The sequence below is a fragment of the Streptomyces sp. NPDC033229 genome, assembly GCF_055576875.1.
This window is the reverse complement of sequence record NZ_JBVIQR010000031.1, coordinates 49385-66261: the sequence shown is the minus strand read 5'-3', so window position 1 is coordinate 66261 and position 16877 is coordinate 49385. Positions and strand designations below refer to the sequence as shown.

Genomic DNA, 16877 nt, shown 5'->3' with positions numbered 1-16877 from the left:
GACCAGCGCATATGCTGACCTGGCGGAGAGTGTGGGATTTGAACCCACGGTGACATCGCTGCCACGACGGTTTTCAAGACCGTTCCCTTAGGCCGCTCGGGCAAGCCTCCCCGCGCCACCCGCTGGGCGACGCGTGGACAGCCTACCGGGTCGACGAATCCGCTGTGCGGCCCTGGTCGGGGGTGGGGGCGGCAGGCGTCCCGATCGGCGTCAGGCGGAAGACCTGCGCGCCGCCGTCTCACCGGCATGCCGGTCGATGACCGCCCTCGCCCACGGCGCCATGACCAGCCGGGGAACCATCGCGGCGGGGAACCAATGCAGCATCACGCCCTCGGTCAGGGCCAGATCGCGCACGTCGCCCTCCCAGTGCCCCAGGAATACCGTGGCCTGCCCCGGCTTCCCGTCCGGCCCGTGCAGGTCGACCACGGTGTAGCGCCTGAGGTCGGGCAGAAGGAGACCCGCCTCTTCCTTCAGCTCACGGACGATGGCCTCGTCGGGGCGCTCGTCCTCGCTGTCGCGGTTCCCGCCGATCAGGGACCATGTGCCCGGGTCGCAGATGCCCGGGATGTTGTCCCGCAGATGCAGCAGGTATTCGCCCCGTCCGTTGACGATCAGCGCTGCCGTGCCCCTCGGCTCCCGCACAGTCATCCCTGCCCCCCAGTCCGCTCATACCTCGGCCTCTATCCGAGCACCCTGCCCACGAGCGCGGTACACATGCCCCGGTCGACTCCGGCAGCGGCCTGTTCCGAGAAAGGCCTTGCCGAGCCACAACGCACCATGGGTGAACGCGGCTTGTCGATCGGGCCGTCGGCCGTGTAAAGGTCGGTGTGTGGACCCCTTCGTGCCTCTGCAGCACACCCCGCCTCCTGGAGCGCCGCTACGCGGCGAAGAACTGTTCATCGGCACGGAAGGAGCAACGATCCTCGATTTCTGGCGGTACGCCTTTCCGGATCTGAAGACCAACACCACCCGGGGCATGCTCGCGGAGTTCCTCGTACACCGCGCGGTCGGTGCACAGCACAGGAACCAGGAGTGGGAGAGCTTCGATGTACTGACTACTGACGGGCTGCGCATCGAGGTCAAGAGCAGCGCCTATCTGCAGGCATGGGGCCAGCGCGACGTCACAAGGATCGTCTTCGATCGGCTGAGAACCCGTACCTGGAGTCCGCGGACCGGCGACGCGGCCGAGCCCAGCTTCAACGCCGACGTGTACGTCTTCGCCGTGCACACCGCCACCAGCCACGAAGACTACGATCCCCTGGACGTCGGCCAGTGGCAGTTCTACGTCGTTCCCAGCCCCGCAATCGCAGCCAAAGGCACGAAGAGCCTGGTCCTGAATTCCGTCCGAGCTCTGGCCGGGGGCCCGGTCCCCTATTCGGACCTGGCGGCCCGGATCCGCGCCGTCGACCCCCGTGCCTCGAGTGGTGACGCAGGGAACGGCACCAGCATGGCCGCCCCCAACCCTGAGGTCCTTGACCGCCGACGGTAGCTCTACGCCCTCTTTGCCGTCCGTGGAACGGATTGGGTGGGATCTCAATCTGTTTCGGTGCACACCCCTTGGTGGTGTGTCCGGGCGATGCGCCCGGGACGAGGTCCGGCAGAGAGATTCCTGAACCATGGGAATGACAAGTACCAACGTCGTGGTGTTGGCCGTACTCGGCACCGTGCTGTTATTCGCGCTCAGCGTCTGGTGCTGGCCGCGCCTGGCACGGCAGGGCTGGGGGCCGGTCCTGGGGCGGGTGGGGCTGGTCTGCGCGGTTCAGGCGCTGCTGTTCTCCTCGGTGGGCCTCGCCGTGAACAGGGAAATGCTCATCTACGGGTCCTGGGACGAGCTCTTCGGCTGGGAGAAGGGCGTGGACTTCGACGAGAAGTCGGCCGGGGGCTCGGGTGTGCAGCTGCTCGGGAAGCAGAAGCCCGATGTGCCGGGCTCCGGAAAGCCTCACATCAGCGGCGAGATACAGAAAATCAACGTGCAGGGAGAGCGGTCCCGGATCGCCACCCCGGCCTATGTCTATCTGCCGCCGGAGTACTTCCAGAAGGGAAACGAGAAGAAGACGTTCCCCGCCTCCGTGGTGCTGACCGGTTTCCCCGGGACCGCCGAGAACCTGCTCAAGGGGCTGCGGTATCCGAAGACGGCATGGACACAGGCCAAGCAGAAGAAGATGCAGCCGATGATCCTGGTCATGATGCGGCCCACCGTCGCGCCGCCGCGCAACACCCAGTGCGTCGACATTCCCGGCGGCCCGCAGACGGAGACGTTCTTCGCCAAGGACCTGACGAAGGCTCTGGCCGGCACCTACCGGACCGGCACCAAGCCGCGCAACTGGGGTTTCATCGGTGACTCGACCGGCGGCTACTGCGCACTGAAAATCGGCCTGCAGCATCCGGAGACCTACGCGGCCAGCGTGGGCCTGTCAGCCGACTACAAGCCCGAGATAGACAAGGACTCCGGCGACCTCTTCCACGGCAACAAGCGCGAGGAGAAGCGGTCCGACCTGCTGTGGAGCCTGGACCACTTGCCGCAGGGCAACTCGTCCTTCCTGGTCACCACGTCCAAGCAGGGGGAGTCCAACTTCAAGGCGACCCAGCAGTTCATCGCGAAGGTGAAGGCCCCCGCACGCGTCTCGTCGATCACGCTCGACAACGGCGGCCACAACTTCAAGACCTGGAACCGGGAGATACCGCCCTCACTGAGGTGGCTCAGCAGCCGCCTTTCCGGCGAGTGAGCCGTACGCCGTCCCCGCGCCGCCCGACGGGGCGACGCGGGGACGGCGGCCGATCGCGTCAGTTGTCGCCGTCGCGCTCGCCCAGGGTGATCTCCACCGTGGACGACTTGCCGTCGCGGGTGTAGGTGAGCTGGACCTTGTCGCCCGGCTTGTGCGTCCAGATCTCGCTGATCAGCGTCGGGCCGCTGTCGATCGTCGTGTCGTCGAGCTTGGTGATCACGTCGCCCGGCTTGAGGCCCGCCTTGTCGGCCGGGCCGCCAGGGGTGACGGCCGGGGTGTTCTTGGCGCCCGTGGGGGCGATCTTGGCGCCCGCGCCGGTGTCCTTCATGTTCACCGTGGCGGCGATGACCGGGTAGACCGGCTTACCGGTCTTGATGAGCGTGTCCGCGACGTTCTTGGCCTGGTTGATCGGGATCGCGAAGCCCAGACCGATGCTGCCGGACTGCTGCTGGCCACCGCCGAAGCCGCCGCCGGAACCGGCCGACTGGATGGCGGAATTGATGCCGATCACCGCGCCCTGGGCGTTGAGCAGCGGGCCGCCGGAGTTACCCGGGTTGATAGACGCGTCCGTCTGGAGCGCGCTCATGTAGGAGGCGTTTCCGCTGCCGCCGCCGTCACTGGAGGCCACCGGGCGCTTCTTGGCGCTCACGATGCCCGTGGTGACCGTGCCGGACAGACCGAAGGGCGCGCCGATCGCGACCGTCGCGTCACCCACCGCCGCCCGCTCGGAGTCACCGAGGGGCAGCGGCTTGAGCGAACCGGCGGGCGCGTCCTTCAGCTTGAGGACCGCGACGTCGTAGCCCTGGGCCCGGCCGATCACCTCGGCCTCGTACTTCTTGCCGTTCGAGAACGTGGCGCGGAGCTTGCCGCCCTCGGCCGCCGAGGCGACGACGTGGTTGTTGGTGAGGATGTGGCCTTCCTTGTCGTACACGAAGCCGGTGCCCGTACCGCCCTCGCCGCTGCTGCTCTGTGCCTCGATGGTGACGACGCTCGGCAGGGCCTTGTTCGCGATGGCCGCCACGGAACCCGGGGAGCGGCTCTCCACCTTGGGGTCGCCGGAAGCGGAGACCGTCGTCGAGTCACCCGACTCATTGCGGTCGGCCGCCCAGTAGCCGATGCCACCGCCGACACCGCCCGCGACGAGCGCCGCCGCGAGCACGGCCGCCACGAGGCCGCCGGAGCGCTTGCGCGCCGGCGGGGGCGGCGGGGCGCCCCACGCCATGCCCGGGCCCACGGGCCCGGCGCCACCGGCTCCGCCGTACGGCTGCTGCGGCTGCTGCTGCGCGCCGCCACCGCCGTACCAACCGGCACCGCCCTGGCCCGCGGCTCCCGTCTCCGCGTACATGGGGTACGGGTGCTGCGGTTGAGCCTGCGGCTGCTGCTGGGGGTGCGCCTGGGGCGCGGGGGCCTGGTGCTCGGGTGTCTGGTGCTCGGGTGCCGCCATCGGCGCCGCCGGTGCGGACGACGGGCCCGTCATCGGCTTCGGCTCGACGGCCGGAAGCTGCGACGTCTGCTCCACGGGCGGGAGCTGCGTCGTCTGCTCGGCCTGCCCGTGGTCCGCCGCGGCGGGAGCCGCGTCCCGCACCGGCTCCGCCGCGGGCGGCTCCGTGGGAACGGGCGGAACCGGAGGAGCCTCGGGAGCGGCCGGAGTCGGGCGCTCCGCTTCGGCGGCCGGCGTCGAAGACTCCGTACCCCGCCCAGCCGCAGGCGGAACGGCGGCGCCCTCGTTCTCGGTGCTCACAGCTGTCTCCTCAATCAACAACAGAAAGTTTTCCGCTAACAGCTTTTCCCATGGCACGTCAGACCGCCGTAAGCGGAGACTGTGCCCTCGCCCATCGTCCTTTACCCCGGACAAAATGGACCGCATGCGCGATTGTGCCAGGCGGTGGCACGATAACGCGGTGACCCATGCGCACCCCGCCCGGGACTTTCCCCCCGAGCGCCAGCCCCCTGCCGTCATCGCCCACCGCGGGGCCTCCGAGGACGCCCCGGAACACACCCTGGCCGCCTACCGCAAAGCGATCGAGGACGGCGCCGACGCGCTGGAGTGCGATGTGCGGCTGACCGCCGACGGGCACCTCGTCTGCGTCCACGACCGCCGCGTCAATCGCACCTCCAACGGGCGCGGGGCCGTCTCCACCATGGAGCTGTCCGTCCTCTCGGCCCTCGACTTCGGATCCTGGAAGGGCCAGGCCACCGACGCCGAGGCGCCCGACCGCGACAGTACGTCCGTCCTCACCCTCGAGCGTCTCCTCGAACTCGTCGCCGACGCCGGGCGACCGGTCGAGCTGGCCATCGAGACCAAGCACCCGACCCGCTGGGCGGGCCAGGTCGAGGAGCGGCTGCTCGACCTCCTCGGCCGCTTCGGGCTCGCCTCCCCGCCCGTGGGACAGCCCTCGCCCGTGCGGGTGATGAGCTTCTCGGCCCGGTCCCTGCACCGGGTGCGGGCGGCTGCGCCCGCCATTCCGACCGTCTATCTGATGCAGTTCGTCTCACCGCGTCACCGCGACGGACGACTGCCCCCGGGGGTGCGCATCGCGGGCCCGAGCATCCGGATCATCCGCAACAACCCCGGCTACGTGGCGCGGCTGCACCGTGCGGGACACCAGGTGCATGTCTGGACCGTGAACGATCAGGCGGACGTCGAGCTGTGTGCTCGACTGGGGGTTGATGCGGTGATTACGAACCGGCCCAAGGCGGTGCTTTCTCAACTCGGGCGGCTTTAGGGGGTGGCCGGCGGGTGTTCGACTGCGGGCCGTCTTGCCGCGTCTCGCCTGACCGGCGGATCTTTCGGCTGCGGGCCGTTGTTGCCGCCACTCGCCTGACCGGCGGGGCTTCCCCCGCGAGCCGTCTTGCCGCCTGCGGCGGCGGGCGCCCTGCGGGCGCGTCCTCAAACGCCGGACGGGCTGGATTTGGCTGGCCTCAGCCGCCCGCCACAGGTCGTCGTTGCCGCCTGTGGCGGCAGGCGCCCTGCGGGCGCGTCCTCACACGCCGGACGGGCTGGATATGGCTGGCCTCAGCCGCCCGCCGCAGGCCGTCGTCGCCGCCTGCGGCGGCAGGCGCCCTGCGGGCGCGTCCTCACACGCCGGACGGGCTGGATTTGGCCGCGCAGTGGTGGTGTGCCTACCCATTACATGGAGTGCACCGGCGCGTTCGGTGCGTATTCGGCCGCCACAAGTGCCTCACCCCGTCCAGGATGGCCGGTTTCCGGTCCAGGCCATTGGGGCATCCATCCCCTGACGTGGGGCAAAGGAGGTCTCGGGGGTGGCGTTGATGGTGGCACAGGAGGTGGCCACGTCGTCGATCATGGCCGTACCCCATGGTCCCGCCGGCGTGGGTGAGGCGAGACACCGTATGCGGAAGGATCTCCGCGTCAGCGGGGTGCCGGATGCGGTCATCGACGACGCGGTGCTGGTCCTTTCGGAGTTGCTCAGCAACGCGTACCGGCACGGACGACCGCTCCGCCTGTCGAACGGCGAGTGCGACGGCGTGGAGAACGGCGGCATACGCGCCGCCTGGCACATGGACAGGCGCGGCCGGCTGACCGTCGAGGTCACGGACGGCGGCGGCCCGACCCGGCCCTTTCCGGCCACTCCTTCGGTAACCGCGCGCGGCGGCCGGGGTTTGAACATCATCAGCGCGATCTCCCAGGACTGGGGCGTCCGGGACGCCGGCGGATCCGGCGAGGTGACCGTCTGGGCCGCGCTCGCGCTCTCCACGCGTGACGACTTCGCCCCGATGCGGGGCGCTCTCGACCCGGCGCTCGTCTTCTCCGATATCGACGATCTGACGCAGAAATGTGACGCGTGTAGACGGCGGTAGCCGTTCGGTGCGGGACCGACGCGGGGTCCGACGCCCCTGCTGACGACCGGCCGACCGACGGACACGGCTCGTCCGGGCCGCAGCACGATCCACCCCCCGGCTCGACCGTGACGGCCTCGCCGGCCCCGGCCCGGGCACGCCGGGCGGGCCGGCCTCCGCTCGGGCGACGCCACTTCGACCTCGTGACGCGAACCGCGTCGGCGCAGCCGCGCACGGTATCCGCGTGAGCGGGCCCGCGCCACGGGACGAACCCCGCCGACGCGGCGGGCCACCCCACGACGCGAACCGCGTCAGCGCACCCGCATCCGCCCCGCGCGAAGCGGACCCGCGCCGCGGGTCGGGTGCAGCCGTGAGGGGCTCACCGGGTTCGAGCCGTCGGTGGCCGCCCGCCCGCTGCCGCCGAGCGCGAGCGACCCCGCGCTAGGCTCGCGCCCGTACGAGCCGGCCCGTACGAGCCGGTAGGACCGATACGGGAGATGCACACGCCATGGCCAAGAAGCGCCGCCCTCAGACCAAGGCCGCCACGCCGTCGGCCGGCGACGGCACCATCCCCGTCGTCGGTGCCCGTGAGCCCTGCCCCTGCGGCTCGGGCCGTCGCTACAAGGCCTGCCACGGGCGCGAGGCCTCGCACGCCGTCGTCGAGCTCGTGCAGCGGCCCTTCGAGGGGCTGCCCGGCGAGGCCGACTGGGTCGCGCTGCGCGAGCTGGTGCCCGCCGCGACCGTGGAGCTCAAGCTCAAGGGCGGGCTGCCCGAGGGCGTGCCGTCGGTAACGCTGGCCACCGTGCTGCCGATGGCCTGGCCGGCGCTACGCCGCGACAACGGCGCCGTGCTGCTGGGTCTGCAGAACGACACCCCGTCCGGCGACCTGAGCCGCGACCTCGCCGCCACCCTCCAGCGCGCCCTGGAGGCCGCCCCCGGCAGCCCCGTCGCCGCCGAACGCACCGGGGCCGAGGGCCCGCGCCTGCAGGACCTGCTGGACCCGGAGGGCCCGTTCGAGCCGGCCGTCCACACGGGCTTCGAGTTCTGGGTCGAGAACGCCGAGAACGCCACCGGTGACGTCGCCGCGTCGCTGGAGCGGGCCAACGCCGCCGCGATCCCCACCGTCCGGCTGTCCGGGGTCGACGCCGCGTACTGGTGCGAGGTTCCGGACAAGAACCACCTGCGCTGGGTCATGACCGTCCCGGAGGAGAAGCTGCTGGACGCCCTCGCCCGGCTGCACGTCTCGGGCGCGACCTCGCTCGGCGAGGGAACGCGCCTGGTCGGTTCGTTCCGCGCGCACGGGCTGATCGTCCCCGTCTGGGACCTGCCGAGCGAGATGGGCGCCCAGGACGTCGAGAAGCCGGCGGCGGCCTTCGCGGAGCGGCTGGCCGAGGCGCTCGCCGACGAGTCCCCGCTGACCGCCGAGGAGCGGCGCGCCCGCGGCGGCCTCACCAGCCGTCAGGTGACCTTGAACTGACGGCTTCGACAGCGGAAGCCGGAAGCCGGAAGCCCGGCGGCGCCTGCCGGAAGCCTTGCCCGCGCCTGTCGGAAGCCCCGGTGAACCCACCGGGGGCCGTCGGCGGTTCCCCTCGAACGGCCGACGGTCCCCAGGGGGCCCGGTGACTCCCTCCGGAAGCCCCGGACTCCCCCGCCGGGGAAGCCGGTGGCCTCCACCCGTGAGCCCCGGGCGTCACCAGTGGGAGCCCCGTTGATGCCCGCCGGAGGCACCCGGCGGTCCCCAGCGGGCTCCCGATGGCCTCCGCCGGAGGCCCCAGCCGTCCCCATCGGGAAGCCCAGCCGTCCGCGCTGAGGACCCCGCCGAGCCCTCAGGAGGATCCGTAACCGCCTCCGGAGGGCGTCATTCACGTGACTCCTGTCACAACTCCCGCTGTCAGCCCGGAAATCGGCGTCCGGAAATCCGCGATCGAATTTGCGAACCGCCGATCTCTTGTTACGGTTCTAGGAGCCCGGTCGCTGGTGCATCCCCCGTCGCCAGCGACCGGGCGTTTCCATGCCCGGAATCCGGCCCGCCGATCGGCCGGCTCCGCGGCCCGGCCGTCGAGCGGCCGCACCGCGTCCCACGTGCCTGTTCACATGGCCTTCCACGACGCCTTCCAGCCCCCGCGAGGGCCTCCGCCGCGGTTTCTGCACGGGCACAGCGCGCCCGTACGGCCTCGGGCCGCTAATCCTCCTCGGACACCGGTGAGTTGCTCCCGGACCGGAGCATGAGGTTCCCCTTCGTTGAAGCGAGCTCCGCGACCGCCGTATACGAGCCATGTCCCCGAACCGTCGGTTCGCGGGGCGTCTCGCAGGCGTCGGGATCATCGGAGACGCTCAGCCGGCAGTGCACCTCGACCGTCCGCCCGTCCGGGGCCATGAGGGTCAGCACGGCCGTCAGAGCCTCGCCCGTGGCGTTGCGGTAATACGTGCGCGCCCACGTCTCGCTCCCCTGCGTCAGGACGCAGGTCTGGGCCTCGGCGCCCTCGGGCGAGGAGAGTTCGGGGCCGCACTGCGCGGAGCTGCGGGCCGGAAGGATCGCCACCCCGTCGTCGGAGTCGGTCGACGGGCCGCCCTCCGGGCGCCCGTTCCGCGGCTTGGCGTCGGCGTTCTCCGGAATCACGGCGCTCCCGGCGGCCTCATCGGCCCCACGGGCCTCAGCAGGCGCTCCCGGCACCAGAGGCTCCTTCGCCTCGCCCGCACCGCGCGCCGCGTCCCTGGACGTGCCCCGGGCGGCGTCACGGGTCATGTCCTGGGCCTTCTCCGGCCCCTGTGGGCCCGCGCTGCCCGCCGGGCCCGCCGTCGCGGCGGCCAGGGGCAGGACGACGGCCAGGGCCACCGCGCTCGCGAGCGCGACCATCCGCAGATTCGCCGCCCGTTGCTGAGCCGCGCTGGGCTCTCCGGGCAGACGGGACGCACGCTCCATGGGACCACCTGCAACTCGCCGCGGACGCTGGATCGCGGGAGCGGATTCGACCCACACCCCCGCCGGACCGACGGCGCCCGGCACGGCATCCGACGCAGGCCCTCATCCGCAAGATAGCGGGCACGGTAGGGCTCGCAGGGCGACCGCGCGGCCGTTCCTGTGGTTCTCCTGTCGGCTTTCACTCCAAGGAGTGAAGAGCGCGTGCGTCTCCCGTCCGTACGCGCTCTCTCGTCCGCCTACAGGACCCACCCGGCACACCGGCGACACCCGACCCCGCCGCCCCGCACCCTGTCAGCCCGTCAACCCCGTCGACCTCGTGAACCCCGTCGGCTCTGCGGTCAGTACGCGAGCTTGCTGCCGCCCCCGGGCGTGCCCGCGCTCTCCTCGACCAGGACATCGACCACCGTGGCCACGTCGGGCAACCACGGCCGCGCCGCGGGCGCTCCGGTCGTCCGGCCCACGCGGAGCGCCACGGCCGCGCCGACCCTGCCGCCGAAGGCCGTGCCCCGGCCCTCCGGGCGCTCCTGGCCCGGCTGCACCGGCGGCCGCTCCCAGCGGACCCGGCCCGTGGCGGTGGGCGACGGCGGCAGGACCACATAGCCGCCCTCCCCGTGGAAGCGCAGCGACCCCGGAACCCAGTCCTGGCTGTGCAGCAGCTCGCCGAGGACTTCGAGGGAGTAGGGGGCCACCAGCAGGGACCAGCGGGTGGGGGTGGCGACCACGGGACCGATCCGAACGCCCGCGCGGTCGAACGCCGCCAGCGCCCGGGCCCCGGCGACCGCCGGCAGGCTCACCGCGCACGGCGCCTTGCCACCCGTGGCGAGCACGACGGGAGCGTCGGGCCGGTTGGTCCACCACCAGCGGACCATCCGCGCGTCCGTGGTCGCGGCCAGCAGGCCCGGGTCGAACGGGTGGGCGCCGGGGACCACGCAGTCCGGCTGCGGGCAGCCGCACTCGCGCGGCCGGCCGCCGCCCGGCCGCAGCCCGACGCCGGGCAGTACGGGCCATTGCCACTCCGTGGCGTAGGCCAGGGCCGCGGTGAGCACCGCCGACCGGCCGCCGCGCCGAAGCGAGAGCTTGCGTCGCCTTCCGAGGATCTCGCGCATGAGCGCTCGTTCCTTTCCGTAAACGCCGAAGGTGGGGCCCCGGTCCTGGACCGGGGCCGTATCGCACTACCTGAATCGCACTACCTGAATCGCACTACACGGCACTTCGCACGGTCCGCATGGGAACTGCACGGGAACCGCTGGAGAACCGCTGGAGAACTCCCTGAGCCTTCGTGGGACTACCTCTGGACTACGTCTGGACTACGTCTTCGTGGGACTGCGTCTTCATGGGACTACATGGCACTACGGGCACTACATGGCGCGTCGTGCGACGCGCCGTGGCCCTTTCGAGGCCTGCACACCACATGGATCACGAGTCACTGCGCGTACGACGCAGCGCATCACGCCGCGGGCCGAGCGTGAAACCTGGCGAGGGGTGGCGCGCGCATGGCGCTTCGTGCTGGGCTGTGCACCCCTCGCCTGCGGCGTGGGTTGCCCCTCGCCACTGAGGGACGGGCGTGACCGTTGACGGTAAAGACGCCAGGGCCCGCCGCCGGGTTGCGGGGCGACCCCAACTACCCCTGGCCTTCTCCGAGTACGTACCCGCCGCAGTCGGCATGACGCACTGTCGAGCAACGCCAGTCGACCGCAAATCAGAGGCCTCAGGACTATTTTCCGGCCAACTTGGAAACCTCCCAGACACCACCAATCCCACTGGTCCAATGCTGGACATTCCCTTACCCGGGCGTGTACATGTGGAGGCATTGATAGCGCGCAACACGACAGGGGGTTTGCGATGCTATTGAGCAGCACGCACAGGCCGCTGGGCTGGTCACGATGGCTTGGCCGGGTGCCCCGATCCGTCCCCCGCCGCCACTTCTCTCGCACTGGCGTACGCCTTGCACCGGGCAGCAGGCCATGACTGCCCCCCAACTGCCGAAAGTGGCCGGAATCGACTCACCGGTCCCCGCACCCGCGCACACTTCCGCCCCAGTCGCGCCCTCGGCCCTTCCCGGTGAGACCACCGGTCCGGCCCGCGCGGCGTCCGCCCTCCCCGCGCCCGCCACCGGCCCGCCCGACGAGCCCCCGCTCTCTCCCCTCGCGCTGAACGCCCTGGTCCAGGACCGCCTCGCCGGCTGGATCTACGACCTGACCACGCTCCAGGAGCTGACCGAGCGGCTCGCCCGCACCGGCACGCTGGACGACGCCCTGCACGAACTCCTGCGCGCCGGCTCCACGCTCGTCGGCGCCCGCCGCGGCCTCGTCACCCTGCGGCCCGACGACGGGCTCGCCCCTCCCGTCACCGTCGGCCTCGGCCTCGGCCGCTCCGACCTCGGTCACATCGAGACGATCCCGCGGCCCGCCTCCTCGGCGCCTCCCTCCCCCGGCGCGCCCCCCTCCTACGGGCAACTGCTCGACGACCTCCCCCCGGTGGGCGACCGGTCCGGCACCGCCCACCCCGACATCGCGGGCGAGGAGGCTCTCGACCCACGCCACCGCGAGGTCGCGGCCCGCCTGGGTTACGCCGCCAGCTACGCGGTACCGCTGGAGTCCGACCCGCCGGGTGGCCCGGAGGCCGCCACGGGCAGGCTCGGCGCGGCCGTCTGGCTCTACGACGAGCCGGCCGAACCCAGCGAGCGCCAGCGGCACCTGATCGGCCTCTACTGCGGCTACGCCACCGAGCACCTCGCCCGGCTCGTCGAGCTGACCCGCGCCCGCGAGACCATCGCCACCCTCCGCGAGGAACTGCTCCCCAGCCGCCTCCCCCGGGTCGCCGGGGTCCGGCTCGCCGTCCGCCACCGGCCCGGGCCGCGCGGCGGCGGTGCCTGGTACGACGCGCTGCCGCTGCCCGAGGGCGCGCTCGGCCTCGCCGTGGGCGGAATCACCGGCTCCGGCCCCGGTGCCGTCGCCGCGATGGGCCGACTGCGGGCCTCCCTGCGCGCGTACGCCGTCATGGAGGGCGAGGACCCGGTCGCCGTCCTCTCCGACCTCGAACTCCTGCTGCGGCTGACCGAGCCCGCCCGGGCCGCCACCGCGCTCTTCGCCTACTGCGAGACCGTGGAGGACCCCCTCACCGGGGACCGGGCGCGCAAGGTCGTCCTGGCAGGGGCCGGGCACTGCCCGCCGCTGATCATCGGTGACCACCGCACCGAGTACGTGGAGACGTCGCTGTCCGCGCCGCTGGGCATGCTCGCCTGCTGGGAGGCCCCCAGCGTGGAGATCGAGCCCGCGCCGGGAGAGACGCTCCTCTTCTACAGCGACGGGCTGCTGCACCGCACCGGCGAGGCCATGGACCGGGCCTTCACCCGGCTGCACAAGGCCGCGGCGAGCGTGCCGCGGGCCCTGCGGCACGACCCGGACGCCATCGCCGACCACGTCCTGCGGGCCATGCTGCCGCCGGAGCGCCCCGTGGAGTCCCTCGGGGAATCCCTCGGGGAGCCCCTCGCGGGGGCCGCCGAGGCCGACGCGGAGCGCGACCGGGCCGCCGGGGCGCTGACCGCCGCGGCGGCGGCGACAGGCGGGGACAGCGGCGAGGACGTGATCCTGCTCGTCGCCCACTTCGAGTGACGTCGCCGTCGCCGTACGGAAGGAGTACGGAAGGAGTGCGGAAGCCCCTACCTCCCGCGTCCGAAAACCACTGATCCGTACCGCTGATCCCCACCGCCGAACCGCACGGCTGATCCATATGACAGTCACTACGGCCTTCCTTCCGACGTAACCTTCTCCGCCGCTTTCCTCCGCACTTACGATGGGTAGCGGCCCCGTCCGAGGAGGAATGCAGTGACCGAGCAGCAGCCCGCGCCCGAGAACCCCGAGGGTGACGAGCCGATCAAGCAGCGGAAGAACGGTCTGTATCCGGCCGTCTCCGACGAGCTTGCCGAGAACATGAAGTCCGGCTGGGCCGACACCGAGCTGCGCGATCTGCGGCCGATAGCCCAGGCACCGGACACCGCCCGCCGCCGTGCGGACCTCTCCGCGCGGTTCCCCGGTGAGCGTCTGGTGATCCCCGCGGGCAACCTGAAGACCCGCTCGAACGACACCGAGTACAGCTTCCGCGCCTCCACCGAGTACGTGTACCTCACCGGTGACCAGACCCAGGACGGCGTCCTGGTCCTGGAGCCGACGGGTGAGAGCGGGCACGAGGCGACGCTCTACCTGCTGCCGCGCTCGGACCGTGAGAACGGCGAGTTCTGGCTCGACGGCATGGGCGAGCTGTGGGTCGGCCGCCGCCACAGCCTCTCAGAGGCCGAGCAGCTCTACGGCATGCCCTGCAAGGACGTCCGCGAGCTGGCCGACGCCCTGCGCGACGCCTCCGGCCCGGTCCGAGGCGTCCGCGGCCACGACGCGGGCATCGAGGCGGCCCTGACCGACAAGGTCACCGCCGAGCGCGACGAGGAGCTGCGCGTCTTCATCAGCGAGCAGCGGCTCGTGAAGGACGCCTTCGAGATAGCCGAGCTGCAGAAGGCCGTGGATTCGACGGTCCGCGGCTTCGAGGACGTCGTGAAGGTCCTCGACAAGGCCGAGGCCACCTCGGAGCGCTACATCGAAGGAACGTTCTTCCTGCGCGCCCGGGTCGAGGGCAACGACATCGGCTACGGCTCCATCTGCGCCGCCGGTCCGCACGCCACCACCCTGCACTGGGTGCGCAACGACGGCCCGGTCCGCTCCGGCGAACTGCTGCTCCTCGACGCCGGCGTCGAGACGCACACCCTCTACACCGCGGACGTCACGCGCGCGCTGCCGATCAACGGCACGTACACCGACCTCCAGCGGAAGATCTACGACGCGGTGTACGAGGCCCAGGAGGCCGGTATCGCGGCGGTCCGGCCCGGCGCGAAGTACCGCGACTTCCACGACGCCGCCCAGCGCGTCCTCGCGGAGCGGCTCGTCGAGTGGGGCCTGGTCGAGGGCCCGGTCGAGCGCGTTCTGGAGCTCGGCCTCCAGCGCCGCTGGACCCTGCACGGCACCGGCCACATGCTCGGCCTGGACGTCCACGACTGCGCGGTCGCCCGCACGGAGACCTACGTGGACGGCGTCCTGGAGCCCGGCATGGTGCTGACCGTCGAGCCCGGTCTGTACTTCCAGGCCGACGACGTGTCCGTGCCCGAGGAATACCGCGGCATCGGCGTCCGGATCGAGGACGACATCCTCGTCACGGAGGACGGCAACCGGAACCTCTCCGACGGTCTGCCGCGGACGTCCGCCGACGTCGAGGCGTGGATGGCGGGCCTCAAGGGCTGACGCGAACCACCGCTGCGCGGCAGTGTCCTCAAGCGCCGGGCAGGCTGGTTTTGGCTGAGCCCAGCCACCTCAAGCCCGTCCGGCGTTTGAGGACACAGCACAGCAGCCCGTCCGGCGTTTGAGGACGCGCCCGCAGGGCGCTCGCCGCCGCAGGCGGCAACCGTCAGGCTTTCGTCACAACATGCCGGCCATGAGCAGGGACGAGTACGGGGTGTCGGATACCGTCAGGGCCGCCCCCATGTGCGTGAACTCCGGGCTGAGCATGGCCCGCTCGTGGTCCGGCTCCCCGAGCCAGTCCGCGAAGATCTTCTCGGGGTCGTCGAAGCAACCGCCCGTGTTCTCCGCGATGCCGACGACCGGGTACCCGTACCGGTCGGCCGCGGCCCGCAGCGGGAGGTAGTGGCCCTGGCTCCGCCGGCGGGCCTGCTCCCGGCTGCTCGTCGAGGCGGCTGAGGCCAGCCGGTCGTCGGGGCGGAGGGGGGAAAGCCCCTGGGCGGCGCGGTGGCCGTTCACCAACGCGTAGATGCGCGCTTGCCACAGCCGGGCGTCGGCCCCGTCGGCCACCGTTGAGCAGGAGCCGCCGACGTCCTCCTGGGTGTGGGCGAAGGGCTCGACGGGGGTCTGTGCGTCCTGCGGAAACGTGATCACTTCGTACCTCTGCTTCGCTGAACCACGCGCGAGCCCGGTGCGCCCGCGCCGACGGCCACACCCTCGCGCAGTGCCGTCAAGAAGCGATCAACCACCAATCAACGTCCGTCACGACGCGCATCCGCAATTGGCCGAATGATCATGCGTCACAACCGCGTCACAACCATACTTCCGCCTCTGACCTGGGGCTTTGCCCCGGCATTACCATCCTTGAGGTGACCGGAACCAGCGGTTACTCATGTCGTGCCCGCCTGACCCGCGCGCACGGTGCTCAACAAGGGGGAGGGCGGACATGTGCGGCATCAGTCTGGCCGTATTCGGGATCTCGGCAATGGAGGAAAGTCTTTACCGACATTTCCTGCGCAATCCTGATACGGCGCCCGACGATATCCATCTACGTCTGCACGTCGAACAGGACCAGGCTCAGGCAGCCGTGACCCGGCTCTCCGACCTCGGCGTGCTGCGCCGCACGGAACGCGGAACCATCGCCCCCGCCGACCCGGAAGTGGCCGTGGACCGGCTCACCGAGGCGCGGATGGCGGAGCTGTACTGCCAGCTCCAGGAAGTCACCCGGTCCCGGACCGTGATCGCGGACCTGCGCGCGGAACAGGGCACCAGAACGCTGACCCCGCAGGGGGTGGAGCGGATGGAGAACGTCGCCGAGATCCGGGACCGCATCGACGACCTCGCGTTCTTCGCGCGGGAGGAGATCCTGTCGGTCGAGCCGTACGCCGCGCTCGCCCCGGCGAACATCGAGCACGCCCGGCCGCTCGACCGGCGGTGTCTCCGACGCGGTGTGCGGGTGCGCAGCGTCGTGCTGAAGGAGGCGCTCACCGATCCGCCGACCGTCCGCTATCTCCTCGAACTCGCCGCGCAGGGGGCCATGATCAGAGTGGCGGACGACATCTCCGAGCGGATCCTCGTCTACGACCGGCGTACGGCGCTGGTCCCCGTCGATCCGGCGGACACCTCGCGCGGCGCGCTGGTCGCCCAGGAGGAGGGCCTGGTCGCCAACATCCTGGCGCTCTTCGAGAAGATCTGGAACGAGGCGACGGATCTCGCCACGCTGGTGGACGGCGAGGCGACGGGCGACGGCGAGGGCGGGCTCTCGGAGATCGAGCAGCAGGTGCTCGAATCGATGTGCAAGGTCGGCAAGGACGAGATCGGCGCCCGTGACCTGGGGATCTCCGTGCGGACGTACCGTCGGCACGTCGCCGACCTGTTGAAGATCCTCGATGCGACCAGTCGGCCGCACGCGGCGCTGCTGGCCCGCGAGCGGGGCTGGATCTGAAGCGACCCGCCCCGGCGGTGCCGGTGCCTCCGGCGGTCCTTCGCCCGCGGGCCGTCTTGCCGCCGCTCGCCTCGTCGGCGGGACCTTGGCCGCGGGCCGGTTTTACCGCCTGCGGCGGCGGGCGCCCTGCGGGCGCGGGGGGGGGGGGAGGGGGGGGGGGGGGGGGGGGGGGGGGGGGAGGGGGGGGAGGGGGGGGGGTA

13 protein-coding genes, 1 tRNA gene and 1 pseudogene are annotated in these 16877 nt (G+C 71.6%); 8 read left to right on the top strand and 7 right to left on the bottom strand.

Annotated features, from left to right (window positions below; translation table 11 throughout):
• Positions 1–20 precede the first annotated feature (20 nt).
• Both ACZ53N_RS25340 and ACZ53N_RS25335 read right to left on the bottom strand, forming a co-directional pair.
• Positions 21–112, bottom strand: a tRNA-Ser gene (locus ACZ53N_RS25340).
• A gap of 98 nt (positions 113–210) precedes the next feature.
• Entirely contained in the window at positions 211–648 is a 438-nt protein-coding gene (locus tag ACZ53N_RS25335; RefSeq protein ID WP_469143079.1) for an NUDIX domain-containing protein, read from the bottom strand.
• A gap of 193 nt (positions 649–841) precedes the next feature.
• Here ACZ53N_RS25335 and ACZ53N_RS25330 point away from each other — a divergent pair, with 193 nt between their 5' ends.
• Both ACZ53N_RS25330 and ACZ53N_RS25325 read left to right on the top strand, forming a co-directional pair.
• Positions 842–1489 (top strand): hypothetical protein, encoded by a 648-nt coding sequence (locus ACZ53N_RS25330; RefSeq protein ID WP_469143078.1) that lies wholly within the window; start codon positions 842–844, stop codon positions 1487–1489.
• A 127-nt stretch (positions 1490–1616) separates the two neighbouring features.
• On the top strand, positions 1617–2726 hold the full coding sequence (locus ACZ53N_RS25325) for an alpha/beta hydrolase (RefSeq protein WP_469143077.1): 1110 nt from the start codon (positions 1617–1619) through the stop codon (positions 2724–2726).
• A gap of 58 nt (positions 2727–2784) precedes the next feature.
• On the opposite strand, the gene ACZ53N_RS25320 is transcribed toward ACZ53N_RS25325, so the two are convergent.
• Positions 2785–4467, bottom strand: coding sequence for a S1C family serine protease (locus ACZ53N_RS25320; RefSeq protein WP_469143076.1), 1683 nt, complete (start codon positions 4465–4467; stop codon positions 2785–2787).
• Positions 4468–4627: 160 nt separating this feature from the next.
• Between ACZ53N_RS25320 and ACZ53N_RS25315 the strand changes: the two genes are divergently transcribed.
• Together ACZ53N_RS25315 and ACZ53N_RS25310 are read left to right on the top strand one after the other, a co-directional pair.
• Positions 4628–5452 (top strand): glycerophosphodiester phosphodiesterase, encoded by an 825-nt coding sequence (locus tag ACZ53N_RS25315; protein WP_469143075.1) that lies wholly within the window; start codon positions 4628–4630, stop codon positions 5450–5452.
• Positions 5453–5903: 451 nt separating this feature from the next.
• Positions 5904–6548 (top strand): annotated as a pseudogene (locus ACZ53N_RS25310) (ATP-binding protein).
• A 290-nt stretch (positions 6549–6838) separates the two neighbouring features.
• Here the strand turns inward: ACZ53N_RS25310 and ACZ53N_RS25305 are convergent.
• A complete protein-coding gene (locus ACZ53N_RS25305; protein WP_469143074.1) occupies positions 6839–7030 on the bottom strand; it encodes a hypothetical protein in 192 nt (63 codons plus the stop codon).
• 5 nt (positions 7031–7035) lie between these two features.
• On the opposite strand from ACZ53N_RS25305, the gene ACZ53N_RS25300 reads away from it, so the two are divergent.
• On the top strand, positions 7036–8004 hold the full coding sequence (locus ACZ53N_RS25300) for a DUF5926 family protein (protein WP_469143073.1): 969 nt from the start codon (positions 7036–7038) through the stop codon (positions 8002–8004).
• 705 nt (positions 8005–8709) lie between these two features.
• On the opposite strand, the gene ACZ53N_RS25295 is transcribed toward ACZ53N_RS25300, so the two are convergent.
• On the bottom strand, positions 8710–9450 hold the full coding sequence (locus ACZ53N_RS25295; protein WP_469143072.1) for a hypothetical protein: 741 nt from the start codon (positions 9448–9450) through the stop codon (positions 8710–8712).
• A gap of 338 nt (positions 9451–9788) precedes the next feature.
• Entirely contained in the window at positions 9789–10556 is a 768-nt protein-coding gene (locus ACZ53N_RS25290; RefSeq protein ID WP_469143071.1) for a bifunctional DNA primase/polymerase, read from the bottom strand.
• Between the two features lie 858 nt (positions 10557–11414).
• On the opposite strand from ACZ53N_RS25290, the gene ACZ53N_RS25285 reads away from it, so the two are divergent.
• Positions 11415–13064, top strand: coding sequence for a PP2C family protein-serine/threonine phosphatase (locus tag ACZ53N_RS25285; protein WP_469143070.1), 1650 nt, complete (start codon positions 11415–11417; stop codon positions 13062–13064).
• Between the two features lie 213 nt (positions 13065–13277).
• The gene (locus tag ACZ53N_RS25280; RefSeq protein ID WP_469143069.1) at positions 13278–14738 is read left to right on the top strand and encodes an aminopeptidase P family protein; all 1461 of its coding nucleotides are present in this window, start codon (positions 13278–13280) and stop codon (positions 14736–14738) included.
• A gap of 174 nt (positions 14739–14912) precedes the next feature.
• Here the strand turns inward: ACZ53N_RS25280 and ACZ53N_RS25275 are convergent, their stop codons facing one another.
• A complete protein-coding gene (locus ACZ53N_RS25275) occupies positions 14913–15386 on the bottom strand; it encodes a CAP domain-containing protein (RefSeq protein ID WP_469143068.1) in 474 nt (157 codons plus the stop codon).
• Between the two features lie 292 nt (positions 15387–15678).
• On the opposite strand from ACZ53N_RS25275, the gene ACZ53N_RS25270 reads away from it, so the two are divergent.
• The gene (locus ACZ53N_RS25270; RefSeq protein WP_469143067.1) at positions 15679–16677 is read left to right on the top strand and encodes a helix-turn-helix transcriptional regulator; all 999 of its coding nucleotides are present in this window, start codon (positions 15679–15681) and stop codon (positions 16675–16677) included.
• The last annotated feature ends 200 nt before the right edge of the window (positions 16678–16877 follow it).